This is a genomic window from Thauera sp. ZXT1-4 (assembly GCF_052598215.2).
Window position 1 is genome coordinate 308,788 of the sequence record NZ_JBQWSN020000001.1, and the last position, 24,982, is coordinate 333,769.

At 66.1% G+C, this 24,982-nt stretch carries 23 protein-coding genes; 15 read left to right on the forward strand and 8 right to left on the reverse strand.

Annotated elements, in window-relative coordinates:
• Positions 1–28: 28 nt before the first annotated feature.
• Positions 29–1,666 carry an electron transfer flavoprotein-ubiquinone oxidoreductase gene (locus tag ACUH78_RS01500; RefSeq protein ID WP_418362899.1) on the reverse strand — a complete coding sequence of 546 codons (1,638 nt, stop codon included), beginning with the start codon at positions 1,664–1,666 and terminating at the stop codon, positions 29–31.
• 172 nt (positions 1,667–1,838) lie between these two features.
• Here ACUH78_RS01500 and ACUH78_RS01505 point away from each other — a divergent pair, with 172 nt between their 5' ends.
• The 8 genes from ACUH78_RS01505 (at position 1,839) to ftsB (ending at position 14,448) form a co-directional block, all read left to right on the forward strand.
• A complete protein-coding gene (locus tag ACUH78_RS01505; RefSeq protein WP_418362898.1) occupies positions 1,839–2,258 on the forward strand; it encodes an acyl-CoA thioesterase in 420 nt (139 codons plus the stop codon).
• Between the two features lie 91 nt (positions 2,259–2,349).
• Positions 2,350–4,341 (forward strand): acetoacetate--CoA ligase, encoded by a 1,992-nt coding sequence (locus ACUH78_RS01510; protein WP_445332447.1) that lies wholly within the window; start codon positions 2,350–2,352, stop codon positions 4,339–4,341.
• Positions 4,342–4,353: 12 nt separating this feature from the next.
• The gene (locus ACUH78_RS01515) at positions 4,354–4,896 is read left to right on the forward strand and encodes a hydrolase (RefSeq protein ID WP_418362896.1); all 543 of its coding nucleotides are present in this window, start codon (positions 4,354–4,356) and stop codon (positions 4,894–4,896) included.
• A 229-nt stretch (positions 4,897–5,125) separates the two neighbouring features.
• Entirely contained in the window at positions 5,126–10,009 is a 4,884-nt protein-coding gene (locus tag ACUH78_RS01520; RefSeq protein ID WP_445332446.1) for an NAD-glutamate dehydrogenase, read from the forward strand.
• A gap of 169 nt (positions 10,010–10,178) precedes the next feature.
• Positions 10,179–11,816 (forward strand): CTP synthase, encoded by a 1,638-nt coding sequence (gene pyrG / locus ACUH78_RS01525; protein ID WP_445332445.1) that lies wholly within the window; start codon positions 10,179–10,181, stop codon positions 11,814–11,816.
• Positions 11,817–11,827: 11 nt separating this feature from the next.
• Entirely contained in the window at positions 11,828–12,667 is an 840-nt protein-coding gene (gene kdsA / locus ACUH78_RS01530) for a 3-deoxy-8-phosphooctulonate synthase (RefSeq protein WP_418362894.1), read from the forward strand.
• A gap of 43 nt (positions 12,668–12,710) precedes the next feature.
• Complete coding sequence (gene eno, locus ACUH78_RS01535; RefSeq protein WP_435750762.1) at positions 12,711–13,994, forward strand: phosphopyruvate hydratase; 1,284 nt, start codon at positions 12,711–12,713, stop codon at positions 13,992–13,994.
• 181 nt (positions 13,995–14,175) lie between these two features.
• Positions 14,176–14,448 carry a cell division protein FtsB gene (ftsB, locus tag ACUH78_RS01540; protein ID WP_418362892.1) on the forward strand — a complete coding sequence of 91 codons (273 nt, stop codon included), beginning with the start codon at positions 14,176–14,178 and terminating at the stop codon, positions 14,446–14,448.
• Between the two features lie 32 nt (positions 14,449–14,480).
• On the opposite strand, the gene ACUH78_RS01545 is transcribed toward ftsB, so the two are convergent.
• The 3 genes from ACUH78_RS01545 to ACUH78_RS01555 all read right to left on the reverse strand — a co-directional run bounded on the left by ACUH78_RS01545 (position 14,481) and on the right by ACUH78_RS01555 (position 16,367).
• A complete protein-coding gene (locus ACUH78_RS01545; RefSeq protein ID WP_418362891.1) occupies positions 14,481–14,969 on the reverse strand; it encodes a C40 family peptidase in 489 nt (162 codons plus the stop codon).
• 151 nt (positions 14,970–15,120) lie between these two features.
• Positions 15,121–15,816, reverse strand: coding sequence for an SIMPL domain-containing protein (locus tag ACUH78_RS01550; RefSeq protein WP_445332444.1), 696 nt, complete (start codon positions 15,814–15,816; stop codon positions 15,121–15,123).
• Positions 15,816–16,367, reverse strand: a complete 552-nt coding sequence (locus ACUH78_RS01555) for a gamma carbonic anhydrase family protein (RefSeq protein ID WP_435750760.1) — start codon at positions 16,365–16,367, stop codon at positions 15,816–15,818. The genes ACUH78_RS01550 and ACUH78_RS01555 overlap by 1 nt, the downstream gene beginning before the upstream one ends.
• A 178-nt stretch (positions 16,368–16,545) precedes the next feature.
• Between ACUH78_RS01555 and ACUH78_RS01560 the strand changes: the two genes are divergently transcribed.
• The 4 genes from ACUH78_RS01560 to ACUH78_RS01575 all read left to right on the forward strand — a co-directional run bounded on the left by ACUH78_RS01560 (position 16,546) and on the right by ACUH78_RS01575 (position 19,877).
• Positions 16,546–17,391: a 23S rRNA (adenine(2030)-N(6))-methyltransferase RlmJ gene (locus tag ACUH78_RS01560; protein ID WP_418362888.1), complete on the forward strand. Its 846-nt coding sequence runs from the start codon at positions 16,546–16,548 to the stop codon at positions 17,389–17,391.
• A gap of 5 nt (positions 17,392–17,396) precedes the next feature.
• Positions 17,397–17,756, forward strand: a complete 360-nt coding sequence (locus ACUH78_RS01565) for a nucleotide pyrophosphohydrolase (RefSeq protein ID WP_445332587.1) — start codon at positions 17,397–17,399, stop codon at positions 17,754–17,756.
• Positions 17,757–17,878: 122 nt separating this feature from the next.
• Positions 17,879–19,459, forward strand: coding sequence for an inorganic phosphate transporter (locus ACUH78_RS01570; protein ID WP_445332443.1), 1,581 nt, complete (start codon positions 17,879–17,881; stop codon positions 19,457–19,459).
• Between the two features lie 67 nt (positions 19,460–19,526).
• A complete protein-coding gene (locus ACUH78_RS01575) occupies positions 19,527–19,877 on the forward strand; it encodes a DUF3301 domain-containing protein (protein ID WP_435750758.1) in 351 nt (116 codons plus the stop codon).
• Positions 19,878–19,907: 30 nt separating this feature from the next.
• On the opposite strand, the gene folE is transcribed toward ACUH78_RS01575, so the two are convergent.
• Genes folE through fabI form a run of 3 tightly spaced genes read right to left on the reverse strand, consistent with a single transcriptional unit; the run spans position 19,908 to position 22,011 of the window.
• Positions 19,908–20,561 (reverse strand): GTP cyclohydrolase I FolE, encoded by a 654-nt coding sequence (gene folE / locus ACUH78_RS01580; RefSeq protein ID WP_418362885.1) that lies wholly within the window; start codon positions 20,559–20,561, stop codon positions 19,908–19,910.
• Between the two features lie 58 nt (positions 20,562–20,619).
• On the reverse strand, positions 20,620–21,213 hold the full coding sequence (locus ACUH78_RS01585) for a hypothetical protein (RefSeq protein ID WP_445332442.1): 594 nt from the start codon (positions 21,211–21,213) through the stop codon (positions 20,620–20,622).
• A gap of 18 nt (positions 21,214–21,231) precedes the next feature.
• Positions 21,232–22,011, reverse strand: coding sequence for an enoyl-ACP reductase FabI (fabI, locus tag ACUH78_RS01590; protein WP_418362883.1), 780 nt, complete (start codon positions 22,009–22,011; stop codon positions 21,232–21,234).
• Between the two features lie 184 nt (positions 22,012–22,195).
• Here fabI and ACUH78_RS01595 point away from each other — a divergent pair, with 184 nt between their 5' ends.
• Genes ACUH78_RS01595 through ACUH78_RS01605 form a run of 3 tightly spaced genes read left to right on the forward strand, consistent with a single transcriptional unit; the run spans position 22,196 to position 24,046 of the window.
• Complete coding sequence (locus ACUH78_RS01595) at positions 22,196–22,705, forward strand: HAD domain-containing protein (protein ID WP_435750756.1); 510 nt, start codon at positions 22,196–22,198, stop codon at positions 22,703–22,705.
• A 10-nt stretch (positions 22,706–22,715) separates the two neighbouring features.
• Positions 22,716–23,498, forward strand: a complete 783-nt coding sequence (locus tag ACUH78_RS01600; protein ID WP_445332441.1) for a hypothetical protein — start codon at positions 22,716–22,718, stop codon at positions 23,496–23,498.
• Entirely contained in the window at positions 23,498–24,046 is a 549-nt protein-coding gene (locus tag ACUH78_RS01605; protein ID WP_445332440.1) for a YaeQ family protein, read from the forward strand. The genes ACUH78_RS01600 and ACUH78_RS01605 overlap by 1 nt, the downstream gene beginning before the upstream one ends.
• A gap of 13 nt (positions 24,047–24,059) precedes the next feature.
• Here the strand turns inward: ACUH78_RS01605 and ACUH78_RS01610 are convergent, their stop codons facing one another.
• Positions 24,060–24,944 (reverse strand): alpha/beta fold hydrolase, encoded by an 885-nt coding sequence (locus tag ACUH78_RS01610; protein ID WP_445332439.1) that lies wholly within the window; start codon positions 24,942–24,944, stop codon positions 24,060–24,062.
• Positions 24,945–24,982: the final 38 nt, after the last annotated feature.

The following is a 24,982-nucleotide window of genomic DNA, read 5'->3' on the forward strand; positions in this document are numbered from 1 at the left end:
AGCGCGGTGGCTGCGTCGAGTGGACAGATTACATGCCCTGGTAGATCGGCCCTTCGCCGCCCTGCGGCACGACCCAGTTGATGTTCTGGGTCGGGTCCTTGATGTCGCAGGTCTTGCAGTGGATGCAGTTCTGCGCGTTGATCTGCAGACGGGGCTTGCCTTCTTCCTCGACGATCTCGTACACGCCGGCCGGACAGTAGCGCTGTTCCGGGGCGTCGTACCGGGCGAGGTTGATCGAGATGGCTACCGAGGGGTCCTTCAGCTGCAGATGGCAGGGCTGCTCTTCCTCGTGGTTCGTGTTCGACAGGAACACGGACGAGAGCCGGTCGAAGGTGAGTACCCCGTCGGGTTTGGGGTAGTTTATCTTCGGGCACTCGGACGCCGGCTTCAGCTTCTCGTGATCGGCGCTGTTGTGCAGGGTCCAGGGGGCTTTGCCGCGGAACAGCATCTGGTCCATGCCGAACAGGAAGGAGCCCATGATCAGGCCCTTCTTCATCAGCGGCTTGAAGTTGCGCGATTTGTGCAGCTCTGCATAGAGCCACGAATCGCGGAAGGCGGCCGGGTAGCCCGTCAGCGCGTCGCGCTGGCGTTCGGCGGCCAGCGCCTCGAAGGCTGCTTCGGCGGCGAGCATGCCGGACTTGATCGCTGCATGCACACCCTTGATGCGCGCGGCGTTCAGGAAACCCGCGTCGTCACCGATCAGCGCACCGCCCGGGAACACCAGGCGCGGCAGGCTCTGGATGTTGCCGGTGGCGATGGCACGTGCACCGTAGGACAGGCGCTTGCCGCCCTCGATGTGCTTGCGCACCGCGGCGTGGGTCTTCCATCGCTGCATCTCTTCGAAGGGGGACAGGTGCGGGTTTTCATAGTTGAGGCCGACCACGAAGCCGAGCGCGACGAGGTTGTCCTCGAGGTGGTAGATGAAGCCGCCACCGTAGGTGCGGTTGTCCATCGGCCAGCCGGCAGTGTGCACGACCAGGCCGGGGCGATGCATCTCCGGGCTGACTTCCCACAACTCCTTGACGCCGATGCCGTAGGTCTGCGGATCGACGCCGTCGCGCAGGTTGAATTTCGCTTCGAGCTGCTTGCCGAGGTGGCCACGACAGCCTTCGGCAAACAGCGTGTACTTGGCGTGCAGTTCCATGCCGGGCTGGTGCTGCGGGCCGGGTGTGCCGTCGCGGTTCAGACCCATGTCACCGGTGGCGATGCCTTTGACCGCACCGTGCTCGTCGTAGAGGATCTCGGCCGCGGCGAAGCCCGGATAGACCTCGATACCGGCAGCTTCGGCCTGCTCGCCCAGCCATTTGACGAGGTTGCCCAGGCGGATGATGTAGTTGCCGTGGTTGTCGAAACAGTCCGGCGTGAGCGCAGGCGGGTTGCGGAACGAGCCCTTTTCGGTGAGAAAGATGACCTGATCTTCGGTCACGGCGGTCGTCAGCGGAGCCCCCTTTTCCTTCCAGTCGGGGATCAGCTCGTTGAGCGAACGCGGGTCGATCACCGCGCCGGAGAGGATGTGGGCACCGATTTCCGCGCCTTTCTCGATCAGGCACACCGCAAGGTCCTGCCCTTTTGCCTCGGCCTGTTGCTTCAAACGGATCGCCGCGGCGAGGCCTGCAGGGCCGCCGCCGACGATCAGTACATCGAATTCCATCGATTCGCGTTCCATCCTGTCCTCCTGTCCCATCATTTCGGCGTGTGCGCGAGCTGTCGCTGGCGCCAGTTTAAACCCGTGCGCGCTCGCGCATGCGCCGACGATCATCCGGCACGCAGGCGCCTTGCGCAAACATACGGGGCCGTATGTTACATTAGCGCGCTCAACATACAAGAGGAGATGCAACATGAAGGAGCACGGCAAGCTCATCTACACTGCGCGCATCCCCGTGCGCTGGGGAGACATGGACGCCTACGGGCACGTCAACAATACGGTGTACTTCCGCTTCCTCGAGCAGGCCCGCTGCGAGTGGCTGGAAAAGGTCGGTGTCCGCGTGCGTCCGGACGAGGCCGTAGGGCCGGTGATCATCAACGCGAGCTGCACGTTCCTGATTCCGGTGAATTATCCTTCAACGGTCGTTGTGAAGATGTACGTCGGTGAGCCGGGGCGGTCGAGCGTGATGACCTGGTATGAACTTTTCGTCGAAGGCGACGAGCGATTGTACGCAGAGGGCGCGGCCAAGACGGTGTGGATGGACATGCGCACCGGCAAGTCGGCGCCGATTCCCGATTTCATCCGTGCGCTGTTCGAGGACGCGCCCGCCTGAAGCAGGCCGTACCTGCACGTGACATAGCGACTGGCTGTACAGAAAAAGACGAGGCCACCGAAGTGGCATGCATTCAGTGAGAGGAGACACGATGAATCAGCTTGCAGAACAGAAGCCGCTCTGGACGCCGTCGGCCGAGCGTGTGGCGGACGCCAACGTCACCGCCTTCCGTCTTGCCGCGGAGAAGCGGTGGGGCGTCACGCTGCCCGACTATGCGGCGCTCTACGACTGGTCGGTGGCGCAGCCCGAGCAGTTCTGGGTGAGCGTCTGGGAAGGGGATGGGACTGGCGCCGGCGTGATCGGCGCGCGCGGTCAGCGCGTGCTGGTCGATGGTCACCGCATGCCCGGCGCGCAGTGGTTTCCCGATGCACGCTTCAACTTTGCCCGCAACCTGCTGCGTTCGCGCGATGCGCACGATGCCATCGTGTTCTGGGGCGAGGACCGGGTGAAGAACCGCATGAGCCACGGCGAGCTTTATCGCGCCGTTGCGCACTTCGCCGCCGCCCTGAGGGAACAGGGCGTGGTCGCCGGTGACCGCGTCGCCGCCTACATGCCCAACCTGCCCGAGACCGCCATCGCCATGCTGGCCGCGGCGAGTATCGGCGCCATCTTCACCTCGGCCTCGCCCGACTTCGGTGTGCAGGGCGTGCTCGACCGCTTCGGCCAAACCGAGCCCAAGGTTTTGATCGCCTGCGACGGCTATTACTACGGCGGCAAGACGGTCGACGTGCTCGGCAAGCTCGGCGACATCGTCGGTCAGTTGCCGTCCGTGCAGCGCGTCGTGGTCGTGCCTTACGTTCATCACGACCACGACCTGTCGCATGTGCCGCATGCGCGCATGTACGCGGATTTCATCGCCCCCTTCCACTTCGTGGACGACATCGAGTTCGCCGAGCTGCCCTTCGACCACCCGCTGTACATCATGTACTCCTCGGGCACCACCGGCGTCCCGAAGTGCATCGTGCACTGCGCCGGCGGCGCGCTGCTGCAGCACCTGAAGGAACACACGCTGCACGGCGACGTGAAGCCGGGCGACCGCGTGTTCTACTTCACCACCTGCGGCTGGATGATGTGGAACTGGCTGGTCTCCGCGCTCGCCGCAGAGGCTACGCTGCTGCTCTATGACGGCTCGCCCTTCGCCGGCGACAACCAGATCCTCTTTGACTATGCCGACGCCGAGCAGATGACGCACTTCGGCACCTCGGCCAAGTACCTCGATGCGGCCGCGAAGTTCGGACTCAAGCCGCGTGAGACCCACAAGCTCGACAGCGTGCGCGCCATGATGAGCACCGGCAGTCCGCTCGTGCCGGAAGGCTTCGACTACGTCTACCGCGACATCAAGGCCGACCTGCAGCTCTCGTCCATCTCGGGCGGTACCGACATCATTTCCTGCTTCGTGCTCGGCAGCCCGGTGCTGCCGGTGTGGCGCGGCGAGATCCAGTGCCGCGGCCTGGGCATGGCGGTGGACGTGTGGGACGACGAGGGTCGCCCGGTGTGCGGCGAGAAGGGGGAGCTGGTGTGCAGCAAGCCCTTCCCGGTGATGCCGATTGGCTTCTGGAACGACGCCGACGGCGCCAAGTACCACGCTGCCTACTTCGATCGCTTCGACAACGTGTGGTGCCACGGGGATTTCTGCGAGATCACCGCGCATGGCGGGCTGATCATCTACGGAAGGTCGGACGCCACGCTCAACCCGGGCGGGGTGCGCATCGGCACCGCCGAGATCTACCGCCAGGTCGAGAAGCTGCACGAGGTTGTCGAGTCGCTGGTGATCGGCCAGGACTGGCCGCCGCAGAATCCGAACGATGTACGCGTGGTGCTGTTCGTGAAGCTGCGCGAAGGGCTGACGCTCGACGACGATCTGGTCAGACGGATCAAGCAGACCATTCGCGACAACACCACGCCGCGCCACGTGCCGGCCAAGGTGCTTCAGGTGGCAGACATCCCGCGCACCAAGAGCGGCAAGATCGTCGAACTGGCGGTGCGGAACGTAGTGCATGGCCGCCCGGTCAAGAATCAGGAGGCCCTGGCCAACCCCGAGGCGCTGGCGCATTTCCGCGAACGCGCCGAGCTGGCCGACTGAGGAGGAAAGACCATGCTGATGAATCCCGATAGATCCGTGTTGCTGATCGTGGATGTGCAGGCGCGGCTCGCACCCTATATTCACCAGGGCGAGCAGGTGGCGGAGAACTGCGCCTGGCTCGCCCAGGTGGCCGAGCGGATCGGTGTGCCGGTGGTGGTGACCGAGCATTTCCCCGAGAAGATCGGTGGCACTGTGGATTCGGTGCGCGCGGTGACCGCCAACGCGCAATACGTCGGCAAGCAGTTCTTCTCCGCGCAGGCCGATGGCTGCTTTGCGGGCACGGCGGTGGAGCAGCGCAAGCAGGTGATCGTGTGTGGTACCGAGGCGCATGTGTGCGTGCAGCAGACCGCACTTGACCTGCGCCAGGCCGGCAAGGATGTCTTCATCGTCGCCGAAGCCTCGGGTTCGCGCGACCCGGCCAACCGCGACCTCGCCTTCGAGCGCATGCGTGGGCACGGCATCGAGATCGTGTCGCGCGAGATGGTCGCTTTCGAGTGGCTCCAGCGCGGCGGAACGGATCTGTTCCGTGAAGTGAACCGCGACTTCATCCGCTGAATGCGGTGGCCCGAAGGGCCGCAAGACGGCGCGCCGACCTGAAGGAGGGGGCGCGCTTTTTTTTCGTGCCTGTGGCGGCGGGTACGGGAAAACGTGCCTATGACCGGCAGATCCTTTGACCTAACCTGACCGATCTGTTCCACGGCGCTGCGATCCGGGTTCTCGCCACGCAATCCGCAGGAGCCCGCATCGTCGCACCGTGCCCCAACACGCACGTGCGGAGGTCGAGATGGAAAAGCGGGAGACAGGCAGGCTTACGGCACAGATCGATGCGGTGATCGAGCAGATTGCCGCACGGCTGCCGGCGGACCAGGCAGCGGTGGTGAGCGACTTTGCCGCCCGCTACTTCGCCCAGATGGATCCGGACGAACTCGAAGCTCTGCCCGTCACCGACCTCTACGGCGCGGTGTTGAGCCAGTGGCATTTCATCGCTCGCCGCAAGGAAGCAAGCTGCGTGCGCGTGTTCAACCCACGCGTGGATGAGAGCGGATGGGAGTGTCCGCACACCGTCATCGAGATCGTCGGCGAGGACATGCCTTTTCTGGTCGACTCGATCACCATGGAGGTGGCGCGCCAGGGACTGACCCTGCATCTGATCATCCATCCGGTCATCAAGGTGCAGCGTGATGCGCAGGGCCGCTTTGTCCGCTTCGGCGGCGACGGCGCAGACGCTGCGGGTGCAGGCGCCGAGGGGGCGGGAGGCAAGGGGGCGGGAGGCAAGGGGGCGGGAGGCAAGGGCGCCGGCTTCGAATCCATCATGCACCTGGAGGTCGACCGTCGTACCGACCCCGCAGATCTGGCCGCGCTGCAGGCGGGCATCGAGCACGTGCTGGCCGATGTGCGTGTTGCGGTGAGCGACTGGCCCGCGATGCGCACCCGGCTGCAGGAGATCACCGCCGGGCTCGATACGCTGCCGGCTGTGCTGGAGTCGGCCGATGCCACGGAGGTGAAGGCCTTCCTGCAATGGCTGGCCCAGGACAATTTCGTGCTGCTCGGCTGCCGTGACTACACGCTGGCGAGTACGGAGGAGGGGAACGAACTGCGCATCGTCCCCAACTCGGGGCTGGGTTTGCTGCGCGGCGAGGGTGAGGATGGCCAGTCACGCTCCTTCGCGGCCTTGCCGCCGCAGTTGCGTGCGCAGGCCCATCTGCCGCGACTGCTCACGATCACCAAGTCGAATTCCCGCTCGACGGTACATCGGCCGGGCTATCTGGACTTCATCGGCATCAAGACCTTCGACGGCGAGGGCAGGGTGGCCGGTGAGCGTCGGGTCATCGGCCTGTTGGCATCTACCGCCTACAGCACCAGCCCGCGCCAGATCCCGCTGCTGCGCCGCAAGGTCGACGCGGTGTTCGAGCGCGCTGGCCTGCTGCCCGGAGGTCATGCCGCCAAGGCGCTGCAGACCTTGCTCGAGCGCTATCCGCGCGACGAGCTGTTCCAGATCGATCCGGAAGAACTGCACGCCCACGCGATGGGTATCCTCCGCCTCGGCGAGCGGCTGCGCACCCGGCTCTTCGTGCGCATCGACCCGTTTGCGCGCTTCGTGTCCTGCCTCGTCTATGTGCCGCGCGAACACTACAACACCGACCAGCGCAAGCGCATGCAGGCGGTGCTGATGGATGCGTTCAACGGGACCTCGTCCGAGTTCGACGTGCAGTTCTCGGATTCCGCTCTGGCGCGCATCCTGATCACGGTACGTACGCGGGACTCGATCATTCCACCCTTCGATACCCGCGAACTGGAGCAGCGCCTGATCCGCGCCGCGCGGCGCTGGGAGGATGAGTTGCAGCAGGCGCTGGTCGAGCAGTGCGGCGAGGAGCGCGGCATGAAACTGCTGCGTCGCTACGGCAGCGGGTTCCCGGCCGGCTACCGTGAGGACTATTCGGCGCGCATGGCGGTGTTCGATATCGAACAGATGGAGGCGTTGCGCGACGATGACGCGCTGGCGCTCAACCTGCATGTGCCGCTGGAGGCGCAGCAAGGGCGCCTGAACCTGCGCCTGTATCACCTCGGTGCGCCGGTGGCGCTGTCGCACAGCCTGCCCATGCTCGAGAAGATGGGTGTGAAGGTGATCGACGAGCGCCCTGCCGAGATCGAGCGTCTGGATGGCAGCACGGTGTGGCTGCACGACTTCGGCCTGCAGTACGCGGGCGCCGAGAGCCTGGACATCCACGCCCTGCGGCCGCTGTTCCAGGACGCCTTCCTGCGCGCCTGGCGCGGCGAGGTGGAAAACGACGACTTCAACCGCCTCGTGCTGCTCGCCGGTCTTTCATGGCGCGAGGTCAGCGTGCTGCGCGCCTACGCGAAGTACATGCGGCAGGCGGCCTTCACCTTCAGTCTCGCCTACATGGAGCAGACGCTCGCGGCGTATCCGAAGCTCGCGCGCGCGCTGTTCGAGCTCTTCCGCACCCGCTTCGATCCGGCGCTGGGCGGCGATCGCGACGCGCAATGCGCGGCGCAGGTGGCGGCGATCGAGGCCGAACTCAACACCGTCGCCAATCTCGACGAGGACCGCATCCTGCGCCAGTTCCTCGCCATGATCCTCGCCACGCTGCGCACCAACTGGTTCCAGCGCGACAAGGACGGCGCAGCCAAGACCTACACCTCGTTCAAGTTCTCGCCGGCGAAGATTCCCAGCCTGCCGCAGCCCCTGCCGATGTTCGAGATCTTCGTATACTCGCCGCGCTTCGAGGGCGTGCATCTGCGCGGCGGCAAGGTGGCGCGTGGCGGCCTGCGCTGGTCCGACCGCATGGAGGATTTCCGCACCGAGATCCTTGGCCTGGTGAAGGCGCAGATCGTCAAGAATGCGGTGATCGTGCCGGTAGGCTCGAAGGGCGGCTTCGTGGTCAAGTGTCCGCCCGCCGAGGGCGGACGCGAGGCGCTGGTCGCCGAGGGCGTGGCCTGCTACCGCAATTTCCTGCGCGGTCTGCTCGATCTCACCGATAACCTGGTGCAGGGCGCCGTGGTGCCGCCGGCCGACGTGGTGCGCCACGATGAGGACGACCCCTACCTGGTGGTGGCGGCCGACAAGGGCACGGCGACCTTCTCGGACTATGCCAACGAGGTTTCGGCCGAATACGGCTTCTGGCTGGCCGACGCCTTTGCCTCCGGCGGCTCGGTGGGCTACGACCACAAGAAGATGGGCATCACCGCGCGCGGCGCCTGGGAGGCGGTCAAGCGCCACTTCCGCGAGATGGGCAAGGACATCCAGGAAGAGCCCTTCACCGCGGCCGGCGTGGGCGACATGTCGGGCGACGTGTTCGGCAACGGCATGCTGCTGTCGAAGCAGACGAGACTGATCGCGGCCTTCGACCATCGCCACATCTTCATCGACCCCGATCCCGACCCCGCGCGCTCTTGGGAAGAGCGCGCGCGCCTGTTCGCGCTGCCGCGCTCGAGTTGGGATGACTACGACAAGGCGCTGATCTCGCAGGGTGGCGGCGTGTGGCCGCGCAGCGCAAAGTCGATCAAGCTCTCGCCCGAGGTGCGTGCCGCGCTCGATCTCCAGGCCGCGCAGCTCACACCCACCGAGCTCATCCGCGCCATCCTCACCGCGCCGGTGGAACTTCTCTACAACGGTGGTATCGGCACCTACATCAAGGCCAGCGCCGAGGCCGACGCCGCGGTGGGCGACCGCGCCAACGACGCCGTGCGCGTCAATGGCGGCGAGCTGCGCTGCAAGGTGCTGGGCGAGGGCGGCAACCTGGGGGCCACCCAGCTCGGCCGGATCGAGTTCGCGCTGGGCGGCGGCCGCGTCAACACCGACGCGATCGATAACTCCGGTGGCGTGGATTGCTCGGATCACGAGGTCAACATCAAGATCCTGCTCGGTGCCGTGGTGGCCGAGGGCGAGCTCACCCTGAAGCAGCGCAACAAGCTGCTCGCAGACATGACCGATGAGGTCGCGACGCTGGTGCTGCGGGACAACTACGCGCAGACGCAGATCCTCTCGGTGACATGGGCGCGGGGCGTGGCGTTGCTCGACGAGCAGGCGGACTTCATGCGCCGCCTCGCCCACGCCGGGCGGCTCAACCGCAAGCTCGAGTTCCTGCCGATGGATGAGGAGCTTGCGCAGCGCAAGGCCGCGCGCGCCGGTCTCACCCATCCTGAGCTGGCCGTGCTGCTCGCCTACAGCAAGATCGAACTCTACGACGAGGTGCTGGCGTCCGACGTGCCGGAGGATCCCTACATCCGCACCGCGCTGGAGCGCTACTTCCCGGGACCCCTGCGCGAGCGCTTCGCCGTCCAGATCCAGGCGCATCCGCTGCGGCGCGAAATCATCTCCACGCACGTCATCAATAGCATGATCAACCGTGTCGGGCCGACTTTCGTGCATCGGTTGAAGACCGAGATGGGTGTGCCTGCCGCCGATATCGTGCGCGCCTACATGGCTACGCGCGAGGTCTTCGGGCTGGTGGGGGTGTGGCAGGATACCGAGGCGCTGGACAACCGCATCGACAATGCGGTGCAGCTGGAACTGATCTTGGCCTCCGGCCGGCTGGTGCAGCGCGGTACCTTGTGGTTCCTGCGCAACCGGCGCTGGCTGGCCGATCTGCAGGCGACGCTGGCCCACTTTTCGCCGGGCGTCGCAGCGCTGGCCGGTCGGCTGCACGACGATGTCGGCCCTGCTTACCGGGAAGAGCTCGATGCTGCAGTGGCACGCTGGGTGGAGCAGGGCGTGCCCGAGGCGCTGGCGCGGCGCGTGGCGGCATTGGACGAGCTGTACTCGGCGCTCGACCTGGTCGAGATTGCCGCCGAGACCGGACAGGATGAGGCGGCGGTGGCACGGGTGTATTTTGCGCTCGGTGGCGAGCTGGAGTTGCACTGGCTGGGGCGGCAGATCTCGGCGCTGCCGGCGGAGACGCGCTGGCAGAATCTCGCCCGGGGCGCCTTGCGTACCGACCTGTCGATGCTCGCGCGCACGCTCGCTGCGGAGGCCATCCGCCTGGCGCCGGAGGGCGGCGACACGGCGGCCCGGCTCGCGGCATGGCGCGCTCGTGCTGCCGCGGCCCTGGACCGATACCAGCACCTGCTCGGAGAGATCCGTGGTGCGCAGAACATTGACCTGGCGATGCTGTCGGTGCTGCTGCGCGAGCTGCGCGGTATGACCTGAGAGGCATGGCCTGAGCAGCGAGGCCCCCGACCGGAGGCTGGATCATGCGATTCCCGTGGGGCGGCGCGGGGTCCGGCCTGGGCGCCGAACAGGGGCGGAGCGAGCGCCGGACTGCTGACGCATGTCCGGCGCTTCGGTTATCATCGCGCTTTCCCGCAGCACATCTCCCATGACCAAATACGTCTTCGTTACCGGCGGTGTCGTGTCCTCCCTGGGCAAAGGCATCGCGGCGGCCTCTTTGGGGGCCATTCTCGAGTCCCGTGGCATCAAGGTCACGCACCTCAAGCTGGACCCGTACATCAACGTCGATCCGGGCACCATGAGCCCGTTCCAGCACGGCGAAGTCTTCGTCACCGAAGACGGTGCGGAAACCGACCTCGACCTCGGCCATTACGAGCGCTTCACCAGCGCCAAGATGAGCAAGCGCAACAACTTCACCACCGGTCAGATCTATGAGTCGGTGCTGAAGAAGGAGCGCCGTGGCGAGTACCTGGGCAAGACCGTGCAGGTCATCCCGCACATCACCGACGAGATCAAGGCCTACGTCAAGCGCGGCGCCGAGGGCGCCGACGTGGCGATCATCGAGGTCGGCGGCACGGTGGGCGACATCGAGTCGCTGCCCTTCCTGGAGGCCATCCGCCAGATGGGCTTCGAGGAAGGCCGCAACGGCACCTGCTTCATCCACCTCACGCTGCTGCCCTACATCCCGACCGCCGGCGAGCTCAAGACCAAGCCGACCCAGCACTCGGTGAAGGAGCTGCGCGAGATCGGCATCCAGCCCGACATCCTGCTGTGCCGCGCCGATCGCTCGATTCCGGTGGACGAGCGCCGCAAGATCGCGCTGTTCTGCAACGTGATGCCCGAGGCGGTGATCGAGGTGCTCGACGCCGACTCCATCTACAAGATCCCGGGCATGCTGCACGACCAGATGCTCGACCAGATCGTCTGCCACAAGCTCGACATCCTCGCACGCGCGGCAGATCTCTCGGTGTGGGAGAAGCTGATCCACGCGCTCGAGAACCCGAAGCAGTCGGTCGACATCGGCTTTGTCGGCAAGTACGTCGACCTCACCGAGTCCTACAAGTCGCTGATCGAGTCGCTCAACCACGCCGGCATGCACACCGAGTCGAAGGTGAAGATCCACTACATCGACTCCGAGGACATCGAGCGCGACGGCTGCGGCGTGCTGCAGGCCATGGACGCGATCCTGGTGCCCGGCGGCTTCGGCAAGCGCGGCACCGAGGGCAAGATCGCCGCGATCCGCTACGCGCGCGAGAACAAGGTGCCGTACCTGGGCATCTGCCTCGGCATGCAGCTCGCGGTGGTGGAGTTCGCTCGCGACGTCGCCGGCATGGAAGGCGCCCACTCTACAGAGTTCGAGCGCGACACCAAGTACCCGGTGATCGGCCTGATCACAGAGTGGAAGGATCGCACGGGCAAGATCGAGAAGCGCTCGGAAGAGTCCGACCTCGGCGGCACCATGCGCCTCGGCGGCCAGCTCTGCCAGCTCAAGGAAGGCACGCTGGCGCGCGCGATCTACGGCGCCCCCGAGGTCATGGAGCGCCACCGCCATCGCTACGAGGTGAACAACACCCTGCTCGCCAAGCTGGAAGAGAAGGGACTGGTGGTGTCGGGGCGCGCGCCCGTCACCGACCTGTGCGAGATGGTCGAGCTGCCCGCCGACGTCCATCCGTGGTTCGTCGGCTGCCAGTTCCACCCCGAATTCACCTCCAACCCGCGCAAGGGCCATCCGCTGTTCACCGCCTACGTGAAGGCGGCGATTGCGCGCAAGCAGGCCGCGGCCTGAAGGAGCGAAGCATGAACCTCTGCGGTTTCGATGTTGGCCTGGACAAGCCGATTTTCCTGATCTCCGGCCCCTGTGTGGCCGAATCCGAGCAGATGTGCCTGGACATCGCCGGCCAGATGAAGGAAATCTGCGCCGAGCTGGGCATCCCGTACATCTTCAAGGCGTCCTACGACAAGGCCAACCGCAGCTCGGGCAAGAGCTTCCGCGGCCACGGCATGGACGCCGGCCTCAAGATGCTCGAGGCGGTGAAGAAGCAGCTCGGCCTGCCGGTGCTGACCGACGTGCACACGATCGAGGAAATCCCTGCGGTGGCGTCGGTCGTCGACGTGCTGCAGACCCCGGCCTTCCTGTGCCGCCAGACCGATTTCATCCACGCGGTGGCGGCCAGTGGCAAACCGGTGAACATCAAGAAGGGCCAGTTCCTTGCGCCGGGCGACATGAAGAATGTCGCCGACAAGGCCAGGGAAGCGAACGGCGGCGCCGACACCATCATGGTGTGCGAGCGCGGTGCGTCCTTCGGCTACAACAACCTCGTCTCCGACATGCGCTCGCTGGCGATCATGCGCGACACCGGCTGCCCGGTGGTGTTCGACGCCACCCACTCGGTGCAGCTGCCGGGCGGGCAGGGCACGGCCTCGGGCGGCCAGCGCGAGTTCGTGCCGGTGCTGGCGCGCGCCGCAGTCGCGGTGGGCGTGGCGGGTCTCTTCATGGAGACCCACCCGGACCCCGCCAAGGCGCTGTCCGACGGTCCCAACGCCTGGCCGCTGCCGAAGATGAAGGCGCTGCTGACCACCCTCAAGGACATCGACGCGCTGGTAAAGCGCCAGGGCTTCCTCGAGACCACGCTCTGAGCTTCGAATTCCCCCAATCCCAGTAACTGCAACAGGACTACACATGAGTGCAATCGTTGATGTGATCGCCCGCGAGATTCTCGACTCACGCGGCAACCCCACCGTCGAAGCCGACGTGCTGCTGGAATCCGGCGTGATGGGCCGCGCCGCGGTGCCGTCGGGCGCCTCCACCGGTTCGCGCGAGGCGATCGAGCTGCGTGACGGCGACAAGTCGCGCTTCCTCGGCAAGGGCGTGCTGCGCGCGGTCGAGAACGTGAACACCGAGATCGCCGAAGCGATCATCGGCCTCGACGCCGAGGAGCAGGCCTTCATCGACCGCACCCTGATCGAGCTCGACGGCACTGAGAACAAGTCGCGCCTGGGCGCCAACGCCATGCTGGCGGTGTCGATGGCGGTGGCCAAGGCCGCCGCCGAAGAGGCCGGCCTGCCGCTGTACCGCTACTTCGGCGGCTCCAGTCCGATGGTGATGCCGGTGCCGATGATGAATGTCATCAATGGCGGCGAGCACGCCAACAACAGCCTGGACATCCAGGAATGCATGATCATGCCGGTGAGCATGGGCAGCTTCCGCGAGGCGCTGCGCTGCGGTGCCGAGATCTTCCACCACCTCAAGAAGATCGTGGACGGCAAGGGCTACCCCACCACCGTTGGCGACGAGGGCGGCTTCGCCCCCAACGTCTCGGGCACCGAGGAAGCGCTCAACCTGATCCAGGAAGCCATCGTCGCCGCCGGCTACGTGCCCGGCCAGGATGTGCTGCTGGCGCTCGACTGCGCTGCATCCGAGTTCTACAAGGACGGCAAGTACGAGCTCAAGGGCGAGGGCCTGTCGCTCACCGCGGAGGGCTTCACCGACTACCTCGAGACCCTGTGCGACAAGTTCCCGATCGTCTCGATCGAGGACGCCATGGCCGAGGGCGACTGGGACGGCTGGAAGATCCTCACCGAGCGCCTGGGCAAGCGTGTGCAGCTGGTGGGTGACGACCTCTTCGTCACCAACACCCGCATCCTTGCGCAGGGCATCGAGCAGGGCGTGGCCAACTCGATCCTCATCAAGATCAACCAGATCGGCACGCTCACCGAGACCTTCGCCGCCGTCGAGATGGCCAAGCTCGCTGGCTACACCGCGGTGATCTCGCACCGCTCGGGCGAGACCGACGATTCGACCATCGCCGACATCGCCGTGGGCTTGCGCGCGATGCAAATCAAGACCGGTTCGCTGAGCCGCTCGGACCGCATCTCCAAGTACAACCAGCTGCTGCGTATCGAGGAAGACCTCGGCGATACCGCGGCCTACCCGGGCAAGCGCGCGTTCTACAACCTGCGCTGACCGTCGTCCTGCGGCGAGGTCGGCGCTCTTGTCGCCGACCTCGCCGAATCGGTGCTGACCGGGCCTTCGTGGGCAAGCCCGGTATAACCGGAATGCAGGCCCGCCCCGCCACGGGGAGTGGGCCTGTCCGCGAACGCGGTGGCCGGCCCTGCGGCAATCCAATCTCGAGTTTTTCTGCTTGATGCGCTGGCCCATCCTGATCCTGCTCGCACTCGTCGTGCTGCTGCAGTACCCGCTCTGGCTGGGGAAGGGCGGATGGCTGCGCGTGTGGGACGTCGATCGCCAGTTGCAGGCGCAGCGAGATGAGAATCTGCGCCTCGAGCAGCGCAACGCAAGCCTCGCGGCCGAGGTGAATGACCTCAAGTCGGGTAATGAGGCAATCGAGGAGCGCGCCCGTTTCGAACTCGGGCTGACCAAGCCGGGCGAGATCTACGTGCAGGTGCCGCAGCGCTGAGTGTTCTCTGGGCGGCGCCGGGCTTGTAGCCTTCAGTTGGCAAGCAGGGTGCGGGCGCCGTCGATGCGCTGTGCGAAGTAGCGGTTGTCCAGGCGCTCGACGCGAACCTTTCCACGGCTCGACGGCGCATGCACGAACCGGCCATCACCGATGTAGATCCCCATGTGTGAATGTCGGCGCTTGAGCGTGTTGAAGAACACGAGATCGCCGGGCGCGAGCGCCTCGACCGGGATGGGCCGGGTCCGTTCTGCGATCTGAGCCGCGTTGTGGGGCAGGCGCTGGCCGCTGATATTCTCCACGACGTACGCGACCATTCCGCTGCAGTCGAGCCCGGCCTCGGGGTTGCGGCCGCCGAAGCGATAGCCGGTGTCGAGGAGACCGAGGGCGAACAGCACCATCTCCTGGGCATGCTGCTCGTCGGGGAAGGCAAAATAGCTGCTGCGCGCGGGCGCCGGCGTCTGTGGCGCAGCGGTGCTGTGGCGGGGTGCCTCGGGGACCGTGCTGCAGGCGGCTAGCAGCATGACTGCGCTGAGGCAGGCGAACCGTCGCAGGCTTGCCTGCCGGGGGTGAATTGCCTTGCGCGCGGAGTTCTTCGATCTCATGTGCGCAAAGATAAAGCAGGCCTTGGAGACGGTCCAGCGGCGGGCTTCACGCCACGGGTCCTTCAGGCTGTCAGTCCGTCAACTCGATGCGCCCGCTCACATGCACCGATACCTGGCTCTCGCCGCCTTCAAGCGGTGCGGGTGCGGCATCGGCGGCGGCCATGGTCGCCATGCGCATGCGGGGCATCGGGGGGGGCGAGAAGCCGCTGTCACCGACGCTGAGGTGGACGATGCGGTGTTTCCGACCCAGGGTGCCGGCGATCAGTCCGGCGCGGGCCTCGAAAGCCTGTAGCGCGTCGACGGTGGCCGCGTCGAGCGCCTTGCGCCGCGTGGCGGGGGCAGGCTCCATGCCGACATGGGCGAGCGCCAGACCGGCCTGCAGTCGTCCGACCAGCGCGGACATCGCCGCCAGGTCCATGCTTTCGAGGCGGATCTCCGAGCGCATGCGCCACGACGTGATGCGGCCACGGTCGTCCTTGTCGTAGACCGGCCAGGTGGAGATGCTGCCGGTCTGCGCCTTGACCGTTTTCTCCGCGCGCACGGTTTCCAGCGCCCCGGCGATGGCGCGGTTCACCTCGTCGGCAAGCACCGCGGCGTCGGCACCGGAGCGCTCGACATACAGTACCGCGGTGGCGAGGTCGTTGGCAGCCGCGGTGCTGGCCTGCGCGGATAACTCGACCGTGAGCGGCGCGCCGGCCTCGGCGGCGGCAGGCACAGCCACGGCGATGTTGAATGCCGCGACCAGGGCGAGCAGGGCGGGTTTCATCAAGCGGCCCCTTCGATGACGCTGGCGGGTTCGAGTGCGCACAGATCCTTCTCGTACAGACGCGCGTTCTCGATGTAATGTTGCGCGTTCCACTTCAGGTGCTCGATCTCATCCTCCGTCAGGGTGCGGATGACGCGGCCCGGAGACCCGACGACGAGCGAGCGGTCGGGAATGACCTTGCCCTCGGGGATCAGGGCATTCGCGCCGATGATGCACTGGCTGCCGATGACGGCACGGTTCAGGATCACCGCGTTGATGCCGATCAGGCTGCCATCGCCGATCGTGCAGCCATGCAGCATGGCCATGTGGCCGATGGTGACGCCGCTGCCGATGTGAAGCGGAACGCCCTTGTCGTTGTGCAGCACCGTGCCGTCCTGGATGTTGGTGTCGTCACCGATGGTGATCGGGTCGTTGTCGCCGCGCATCACCACGTTGTACCAGATGCTCACGTTGCGCCCGGCGTGCACTGCGCCCACCACGGTTGCGTTGTGGGCGATCCAGCTGCCTTGACCGAAGCTGGGGCGGCGATCGCCCAGGGCATAGATGCTCATGTGTTGTTCTCGCTATGTCTGTCTCGTGCCACAGCGTACTGCGGCATGTCGGGGCGCGCATCATAACAACTGCGCTCTGGCGTGCAAACACGGTGATTGTGTCAATGTGGCTGATCTGCCAAGGGTTTTGCCGCGCCCTGCGGGGTGCTACGATGCCGGCCGCGAACGGACAACACCCATGCTCAGCTATCGACACGCCTTCCATGCGGGCAATCACGCGGATGTGCTCAAGCACTTCGTGCTGCTCGAATTGCTCGACTACTACAACCGCAAGGATAAACCCTGGGTTTATATCGACACGCATGCCGGTGGCGGCTGCTATGCGCTCGACAGCGAGCAGGCCGGCAAGACCGCCGAGGCGGCGGCCGGGATCGGGCGACTGTGGGACAGGGATGACGTCCCTCCGGCGCTCGGGCCGTACCTCGATGCCGTGCGCCAGTTCAACCCGCATGGCCGGCTCCTGTTCTACCCAGGCTCGCCCGCACTGGCCATGACCAAGGCGCGCGCGCAGGACAGGCTGCGTCTGTTCGAGCTCCATCCGGCCGATCACGAATCGCTGCAGCGCACCTTCACTACCGAACGCGAGCGCGTGCAGGTGCAGCGCAGCGACGGCTTCGGTGCGCTCAAGGGCTTGCTGCCACCGCCCACCCGGCGTGCCGTGGTGCTCATCGATCCGCCTTACGAGGTCAAGGAAGACTACCGCCGCACGGTCGACACCGTGCGTGAGGCGTTGCGACGCTTCCCAACCGGTACTTTTGCGGTGTGGTATCCGATGCTGGCGCGCCCCGAGGCCCGTGCCTTGCCACAGAAGCTCGCCGAGATCGGCGCCGAGAGCTGGCTGGACGTGCGCCTGGCCGTATCTGCTCCGCCGCGCGACGGGTTCGGCATGTTTGGCAGCGGGCTGTACGTGATCAACCCGCCCTGGGTGTTGCCCGAGCGGCTGGAGGCGGCCCTGCCATGGCTGGTGCGGCAACTTGGCGTAGATGAATCGGCCGGCTTCGACCTGGAGCATCACATCGAATGAGCGAGATGCGACCTTCGGGAGACGCGCTGGACGAGTTGCGCGAGGCCATGCGCCGCTTCACGACCGAGCGCGAGTGGACGCCGTTCCACACACCGAAGAATCTTGCCATGGCGCTGGCTGGCGAAGCGGGGGAACTGCTCGAGCACTTCCAGTGGCTCACCCCCGAGCAGTCTGCGCGCCTGCCTGTGGACACCCACGAAGCGGTGGCGCTGGAGATGGCGGACGTGCTGCTTTACCTGGTCCGCCTGAGCGATGTGCTGGGTGTGGACCTCGCCGACGCGGCGCAGCGCAAGATCCGCATCAACGCGGAACGCTACCCGGTCGAACTCGCGCGCGGCAGGGCCGACAAGTACAACCGCCTGTAAGACCTCCCCGGAGCCGACCCCAGGGGAGGGGATGGCAATTTGCGGTGCTGCAGCAGGAATGGATTGGGCCATTGCAAATTTTCTGAAACAATACGCGCTTTCGTATTGAACGGACTCCCATCGTGGACTTGCAGCACATCACCGACATCGAGCGTGCGGCCCAGAAGGGCCGCGGAGAGATATTCCGCCTCGGCATGGGTGTGCTCTTCATCGTCGGTGTGATGTTCTACTCGGCTATGCGGGGGGCTGGAGAAGGCAGCCTGGTGCTGGTCATGGCGGCCATGATCGGTGGCTATATGGCCATGAATATCGGTGCCAACGACGTCGCCAACAACGTCGGCCCCGCGGTCGGCTCGCGCGCGCTCACCCTGGCGGGCGCGCTGGTGATCGCAGCGGTATTCGAGGCCGCGGGGGCGCTGATTGCAGGCGGCGAGGTGGTAGGCACGATCCGCAACGGCATCATCAATCCGGACCTCATCTCCGACCCGGATGTGTTCGTCTGGGTGATGCTGGCCGCACTCCTGGCCGGGGCCTTGTGGCTCAATCTTGCCACCGCGGTGGGGGCTCCGGTGTCGACCACGCACTCGATCGTCGGCGCGGTGCTCGGCGCAGGCATGGCGGCAGCCGGGCCTTCGATCGTCGACTGGAACACGATGGGCAGCATCGCCGCGAGTTGGGTGATCTCTCCCTTGCTTGGCGGCTTGTTCGCCGCAGGCTTCCTGTATCTGGTCAAGCGCAGCATCACCTATCAGGTGGACATGGCCGAGGCCGCACGGCGCATGGTGCCGCTGCTGGTGGGCCTGATGGCGTGGACCTTCTCGACCTACCTCATGCTCAAGGGCCTGGGCAAGGTTTGGAAGGTGAGCTTCGGTGAGGCGCTGGCCTATGGCTTCGTGCTTGGTCTGGTGGTCACGCTGGTGCTGCGGCGCGTGCTCGCCCAGCGCCAGTCCGTTGTGGCCAACACCAAGCAAAGCGTGAACCGGCTGTTCACGGTGCCGCTGATCTTCGCTGCGGCGCTGCTCAGTTTTGCACACGGCTCGAATGACGTTGCGAACGCGGTGGGTCCGCTGGCTGCGATCGTCGATGTGGTGAGCTCGGGGGGGGAGATCCACAAGGCGGCGCCGATCCCGACCTGGGTGATGATGGTGGGGGCGATCGGCATCGCGCTGGGGCTGGCGCTGTTCGGACCCAAGGTGATCCGTACCGTGGGTTCGGAGATCACCGAACTGGATCAGATGCGGGCCTACTGCATTGCCATGGCCGCGACCATCACCGTGATCTTTGCGAGCCAGTTCGGGCTGCCGGTCAGCTCGACGCACATCGCGGTCGGTGGCGTGTTCGGCGTGGGCTTCCTGCGCGAATATCTCAAAAGCAACTACGACCGCATGCTGGCCGAGATCAAGGCGCACCACCCTGAGGGCGACATCGTCGCGATCGAGGCGTTCATCCAGCGCTTCGACAAGGCCACGCTCGAGGAGAAGGGGGCCATGCTCGAGGATCTGAAGCAGCGCTCGAAGAACGCCGAGGATCCGGCCCACTTCTCCAAGGGCGAGCGCAAGGATCTGAAGAAGGTGTACCGCCGCGAGCTCGTGAAGCGCTCACAGCTGATGCGCATCGCTGCGGCCTGGGTGATCACGGTGCCGGCTTCCGCGTTGATGGCTGCGATGCTGTTCTTCACGATTCGCGGCATGATGCTGCCGTGAGCGCCAGCGGAGAGGCCTTCCCCGCGCGCCTGCGTTCGCGCGAATGCAGCGTGTGCCACTTTCCGACATGACCCTCACCGAACTCTTCGTGCTGTTGCTGACCGGTAGTGTGGTCTGGTTCTGGCTTGACAGTCTGAAGGCGCGCGAGGCCGGCATTGCGGCGGCGCGCCGTGCCTGCCAGCGCGAGGGCGTGCAGTTGCTCGACGAAACCGTGGTGGGGCATGGGCTGCGCTTTGCGCGCAACGACCGTGGGCACATGGTGCTGCGGCGGGGCTTCGACTTCGAGTACTCGGTGAGCGGCGATGATCGTTACCGTGGCACTGTCGTGATCGAGGGACGCGAGGTGGTGCTTGTGGATGTGAGTGCGCACAGGCTCGCGCGCCGCGCCGTGATCATCGATTTCCAGCAGGAAGGCTAGACCCGCGGAGCTGCTGGCCGTTGGCGCTGATCAGCGCCGACGGTCCTCGATGGCGTGAAGGAATTCGTTGCGCGCCTGCGGTGAGTGTGCGAACGATCCCGCGAACGCCTGCGTCACCACCCGCTCGTCTCCGCGCCGGTCCTCACCGAGCAACAGGCACAGCTGCTCGGCCTCGATCACGCAGGCGGCGCCGTCGGCCATGCCGTGGGTCACGAGCGCATCGGCAATGTCGCGCGTCATCCATTCCTGATAGGTGAAGCGGTGCCCGATCGCGTCGACCATGCGGGCGATGCGGCCGAATCCATGCAGACGACCGCCCGGCAGGTAGGCGACATGCGCGACGCCCCGGAAGGGGACGAGATGGTGTGGGCAGACCCCGTGCACCGCGATGCCGCGGATCACGACCATGTCGCGGCGTGCATCCTCGAAGCCTTCGCCAAGCGCCTCGGCGGGATCGAGCTCATAGCCGCCGAGCAACCGGCGCTGCCAGAGTTCGCGCACGCGCTGCGCGGTGCGGCCCGTGTGGGAGTTGTCGGGGTCAATGCCGGCGGCGCGCAACAGCTCTGTCACGGCCCGCTCGAACGCAGGGCCATCGAAGTGCCCGCTGCGGGCGATCCCGATCGAGGCGGGCCGGGCTGGCGCCGGGTGCTCGTGATCGCAGGCATCTGCACGCTGCGCGCTCATGTGCGGGGACTTGGTTGCGAGAGGTGCGCCTGCGATGCGCAGGGTGGGGAAGGCGGGCTCATGCGATGAAGACCGGGTCGGAGAACACCAGGGTGCCGTCCTTGCGCATCATGAGGTTGTTGGCGTTGAGGATATCGGGTAGTACTTGGTAGTCCTCGACGAAATCGGACAGCGCCTTGACCGCCTTCTGCATGCCGGTGCCGAGCGCAAGCGGATTCATGGTCATGTCGTAGAGGGCGATGCGCCCCATGTCCGCGCCGAGCCGGCTCCATTGCTGGCAGGCCGACCAATACACCTCGATCAGGCGCCGTGCGAGCTCCGCCGCGGGCGCATCCTCGGCCAGCGGGTAGAGCTTTTCCATCTCGAGCAGGTGCAGAGGGTAGCCCGACTGCGCGCGGCCGACGATGCCGTGGTCTGCGTGGATGATGGGGAAGTGCTCACCGCGGGGGCGATCCTCGGCCGTGTAGAGAAAATAATCCGCGGGCGAGCTGACAATCTTGTACACCCGCTCGCCGTCGCCCTTGTCGAGCACGATGGAGTATTCGCCGCGCCCGATTTCCTTTTTCCCGTCGAGCAAGGGGTGTTCCGGAACCGGGTCGGGAAGGAGGACGGTCTGCCGTCCGATCAACTCGCGTGCTGCGGAAAAATCCATCGTGCCATCTCCAGGACGTCAGGCCATGATGTTATAACCGGCGTCCACGAAATGCACGCCACCGGTCACCAGACGGCCCGCATCCGACACGAGGAAGGCGGTAAGGGCGCCGATGTCCTCGGGGGTCACCAGCGCGTGCATTGGCGAACGTTCGACCGCGGCCGCCATCAGCCCGTCGAACCCGGCAATGCCCGAGGCTGCGCGGGTCATGAGCGGGCCGGGAGAAACCGCATTCACGCGGATGCCCTTTGTGCCCAGTTCGGCTGCCATGTAGCGGGTGGCTGCCTCCAGCGCCGCCTTGCACAGACCCATCACGCCGTAGTTCGGGATCACCTTCTCCGAACCGAGATAGGTCATCGTCACCAGCGCGCCGCCGCCAGCCTTCATGAGCAGGGGTTCTGCCATTTTCGCCATGCGCACGAAGGAGTGGGTGGATACGTCCATTGCGAGCGCGAAGCCGTCGGGCGAACTGTCCACGACGCGTCCATGCAGGTCGTCGCGCTTGGCGAAGGCCATGCTGTGGATGGCGAAGTCGAGCTTGCCATGGCGGGCGTCGATCTGGGTGAACACGTCCGCCATGGTTTCGGGGCGGGTGACGTCGAGCAGCACCACGTCCTCGACCCCGAGTCGATGCACGACCGGCTCGATGAACGCACGCGTCTTCTCGTTCTGGTAGGTGATGACGACCTTGGCTCCGGCCTCTATGCAGGCCTCGGCCACGCCGGTGGAGATGGATTTCTCGTTGGCGATTCCGGTGATCAGTCCGACCTTGCCTTCCAGGCTGACGATAGGTTTCATGTTGAAGCGTTCCTTGATGGATGTGTTGTTGCAGTGCAACGAAAATGCCCTTGAGGGTGCCGCCGGGGCTTGATTCCGGTCGATCGTGACATCGGGCACGCGGCGCCACTATGGTGCATGCAGTATATTGCGCATTGCAACAATCTCCTGGAGCGTGCGGGGATAATTTGTCCCCCGTCCAAATATGTCACGACCCACCTACATCTTCATGGACTTCGACGGCGTAACCCACCCGTGGGGGGAGGCGGAGGATTTCCGCTGCCTGCCGAGGATCGAAGCCGTCGTGCGCGAGTTCTCCGAAGCACGCATCGTGATCGCATCGGACTGGCGCATGCTGTTCTCGCTGTCCAGACTGATCACGCGCTTTGCCGAGGACGTTCGCGCGCAGATCGCAGGGGTTACGCCGCAACTGCTACCGAAGACGGGGGCGGAACTGCATGGCCTGCGCGAACGCGAGGCGATGGTGTGGCTGGCGCAGCACGAGGCCAGTCCTGGCGATGCGGCCTGGTGTGCGATCGATGATGCGCCCGGTAACTGGCTTTCGCGCCCGCGACTGATCCTCACCGATTTCAAACGTGGCTTCACTGCGGAAGATGAGGGCGCGTTGCGGCGTGTGCTGCAGGGCTTCCGCGATGGGAAGCGCAACCAGGTGGGCACGGTGGCGCCCTCGCTCTGGTCGCGTGACAGCGCGTGAAGGAGCGAGCATGAATTCGTCCGAGAAGATCCTTCCTCCCGACCCGATGGCCGCGCTGGTCGACCCCGACGCGCAGCGTCAGGCCGCAGGCATGGCAGAGCAGACCTTTGCACGCGTGTTCCGGCTCAGCGTCAATGAGGACGACGCCGCACGACGCAAGGGCGTGGAGCAACTGCAGGGCGACCTCGCCGACTGGAGCCTGCGCGGGAAGGCGGGGGAGGCAGGGGAGGCGCAGGCGGCGCGAATCGCCCTGCTGCTCTATGGTCTGGACCAGTGGGGGCTGGCCTGGAGCCGGGCCTTTGGCCTGGTGTCGATCCCCGCACTGAGCGAGCTCATCGGCGCCCTGCGCACCGGGCTGGGCGCGCGCGCGGAGTCCCGTTTCCTGCGCCATTTCGATGAGATCGGTAGCGTCGAGGAATGTGCCATCGAATTCAAGGTCGAGCTGCGACGCGGGGTTCACCTCGCGCTCTGGCACGCCTCGATCGCCAGCGAGAATCGGGAGGAGGCACTGCGCCTTGCGGGGCAGCTGGGCAGCCACCTGCTGGCGCTCACGCGCGAGATGCCGGTCGCGGGCTGGCGCCTGGTGGCCGACGCGCTGGCCTTCATCCAGATCCGCTGCCTGTCGGAAGGGCTGGCGAGCGAAGGCATCGGCCAGGAGGCCACGCAGGCCTTGTTCGCGGCCCTGGTGCGCGAGCTGCCGGGCAGTCAGCGCGAGCTGGTCATGGCCCACTCCGCGCGGGCGGTGATTGCCTGGCAGCAAGCCTTGCGAACGGCCAACGGGCAGGTTCACTGATGGCACTCAAGGCTACGATCTTCAAGGCCGACCTGCAGGTGGCCGACATGGACCGACACCATTACGCGGACTACAGCCTCACGCTGGCGCGCCACCCGTCCGAGACCGACGAGCGCATGATGGTCCGGCTGCTGGCGTTCGCGCTCTTCGCCGACCCGGCGCTCGCCTTCGGCAAGGGTTTGTGCGTGGAGGACGAGCCGGATCTGTGGCAGAAGGATCTCACGGGTGTGATCGAGCGCTGGATCGACGTGGGGCAGCCCGATGAGAAGTGGATCCGCAAGGCTTGCGGGCGCGCGCGCGAAGTGGTCGTCGTCGGCTACGGCCGTGCGCTGGATGTCTGGTGGAACGGCGTCGCGCCGAAGCTCGCGCGTCACGACGGGCTGCGCGTGCTGGAGCTCGACCGCGAGGCGACGGCTGCGCTGGCTCGCCTGGCCGAGCGCAGCATGCGCCTGCAGGTGAGTATTCAGGACGGACAGGCCTGGGTTACGAACGGGCGGGAGCAGGTGCTGGTCGAGCCGCGCTTCCTGCTCGGCAAGCCGGGGCGCTGAGGCCGCGCAACGCTCAGGCGTTGCTACCGAGCAGTGCGCCGCGCACCGCACCGGCAGCGGCGTCCGGGTCCTCCTGCATGAAGCAATGCCCACCGGGCACCTCGCTCCAGCGCACGTTGGCGCGCCGCTCCGCCCAGCGCTGGATTGCGCGTGCGGCGAAGGGGTAGCTGTCGCGCCCGCGCAGCACCTGTACCGGGATCTCGATGCGAGCGAGCGAGGACCACAGCCGGCGTGGGTAGGAACCGAAGATTTCGGCCTCGCGCGAAGGCAGACACTTGAGCTCGACGCCCCCGCCCGGGACATCCCGCAGGGCGTGCTCGACGTATGCGTCGAGGGCGTCCTCGCGCCAGCCGCGGAACATGCCGCGTCCATGCAGGTTGGCACGTGCAGCGGCGCGGTCGGGCCAGTGGTGGCGACGACGGCGCGCGCGCGTGGCGAGTTGGTTGCGCGAGTAGAGGCCGACAACGTCCGAGAGCGCCATCAGCCCGATCATCGCCGGAGAGAACAACACAGGGTCGAGCAGCACGGCGCGTGAGAACTGCCCGGGTGCGCGTGCGAGCATGAGGCAGGTGATGACGCTGCCGAAGCTGTGGCCAACCGCGTGGACAGGCGCACGACCGAACAAGGGGGCATGCGCATGCCAGGCCTCCAGGGCGAGTTCGGCGCAGCGGTTCCAGCCCGTGAAGCGACCGCCGTGTTCGCTCTCGCCGTGCCCTTGGGTATCGGAAAGAAAGAGGTCGAAGTGCTCGCTCAGACCCTTTAGCATCGGCGCATAGACGAGGCCGCAATAGCCGTTGCCGTGGAGGAAGTGGATGACCGGGCGTCCGCTCGGCACAGTGTAGTGGCCGCGCAGCGTGAAGCCGGCGCTGCTCTGGTGGGTCCAGGAAAGCAGTTTCATCGCTTGGGGGGATTCGCATCGCAGCCAGGGGCTGCAAC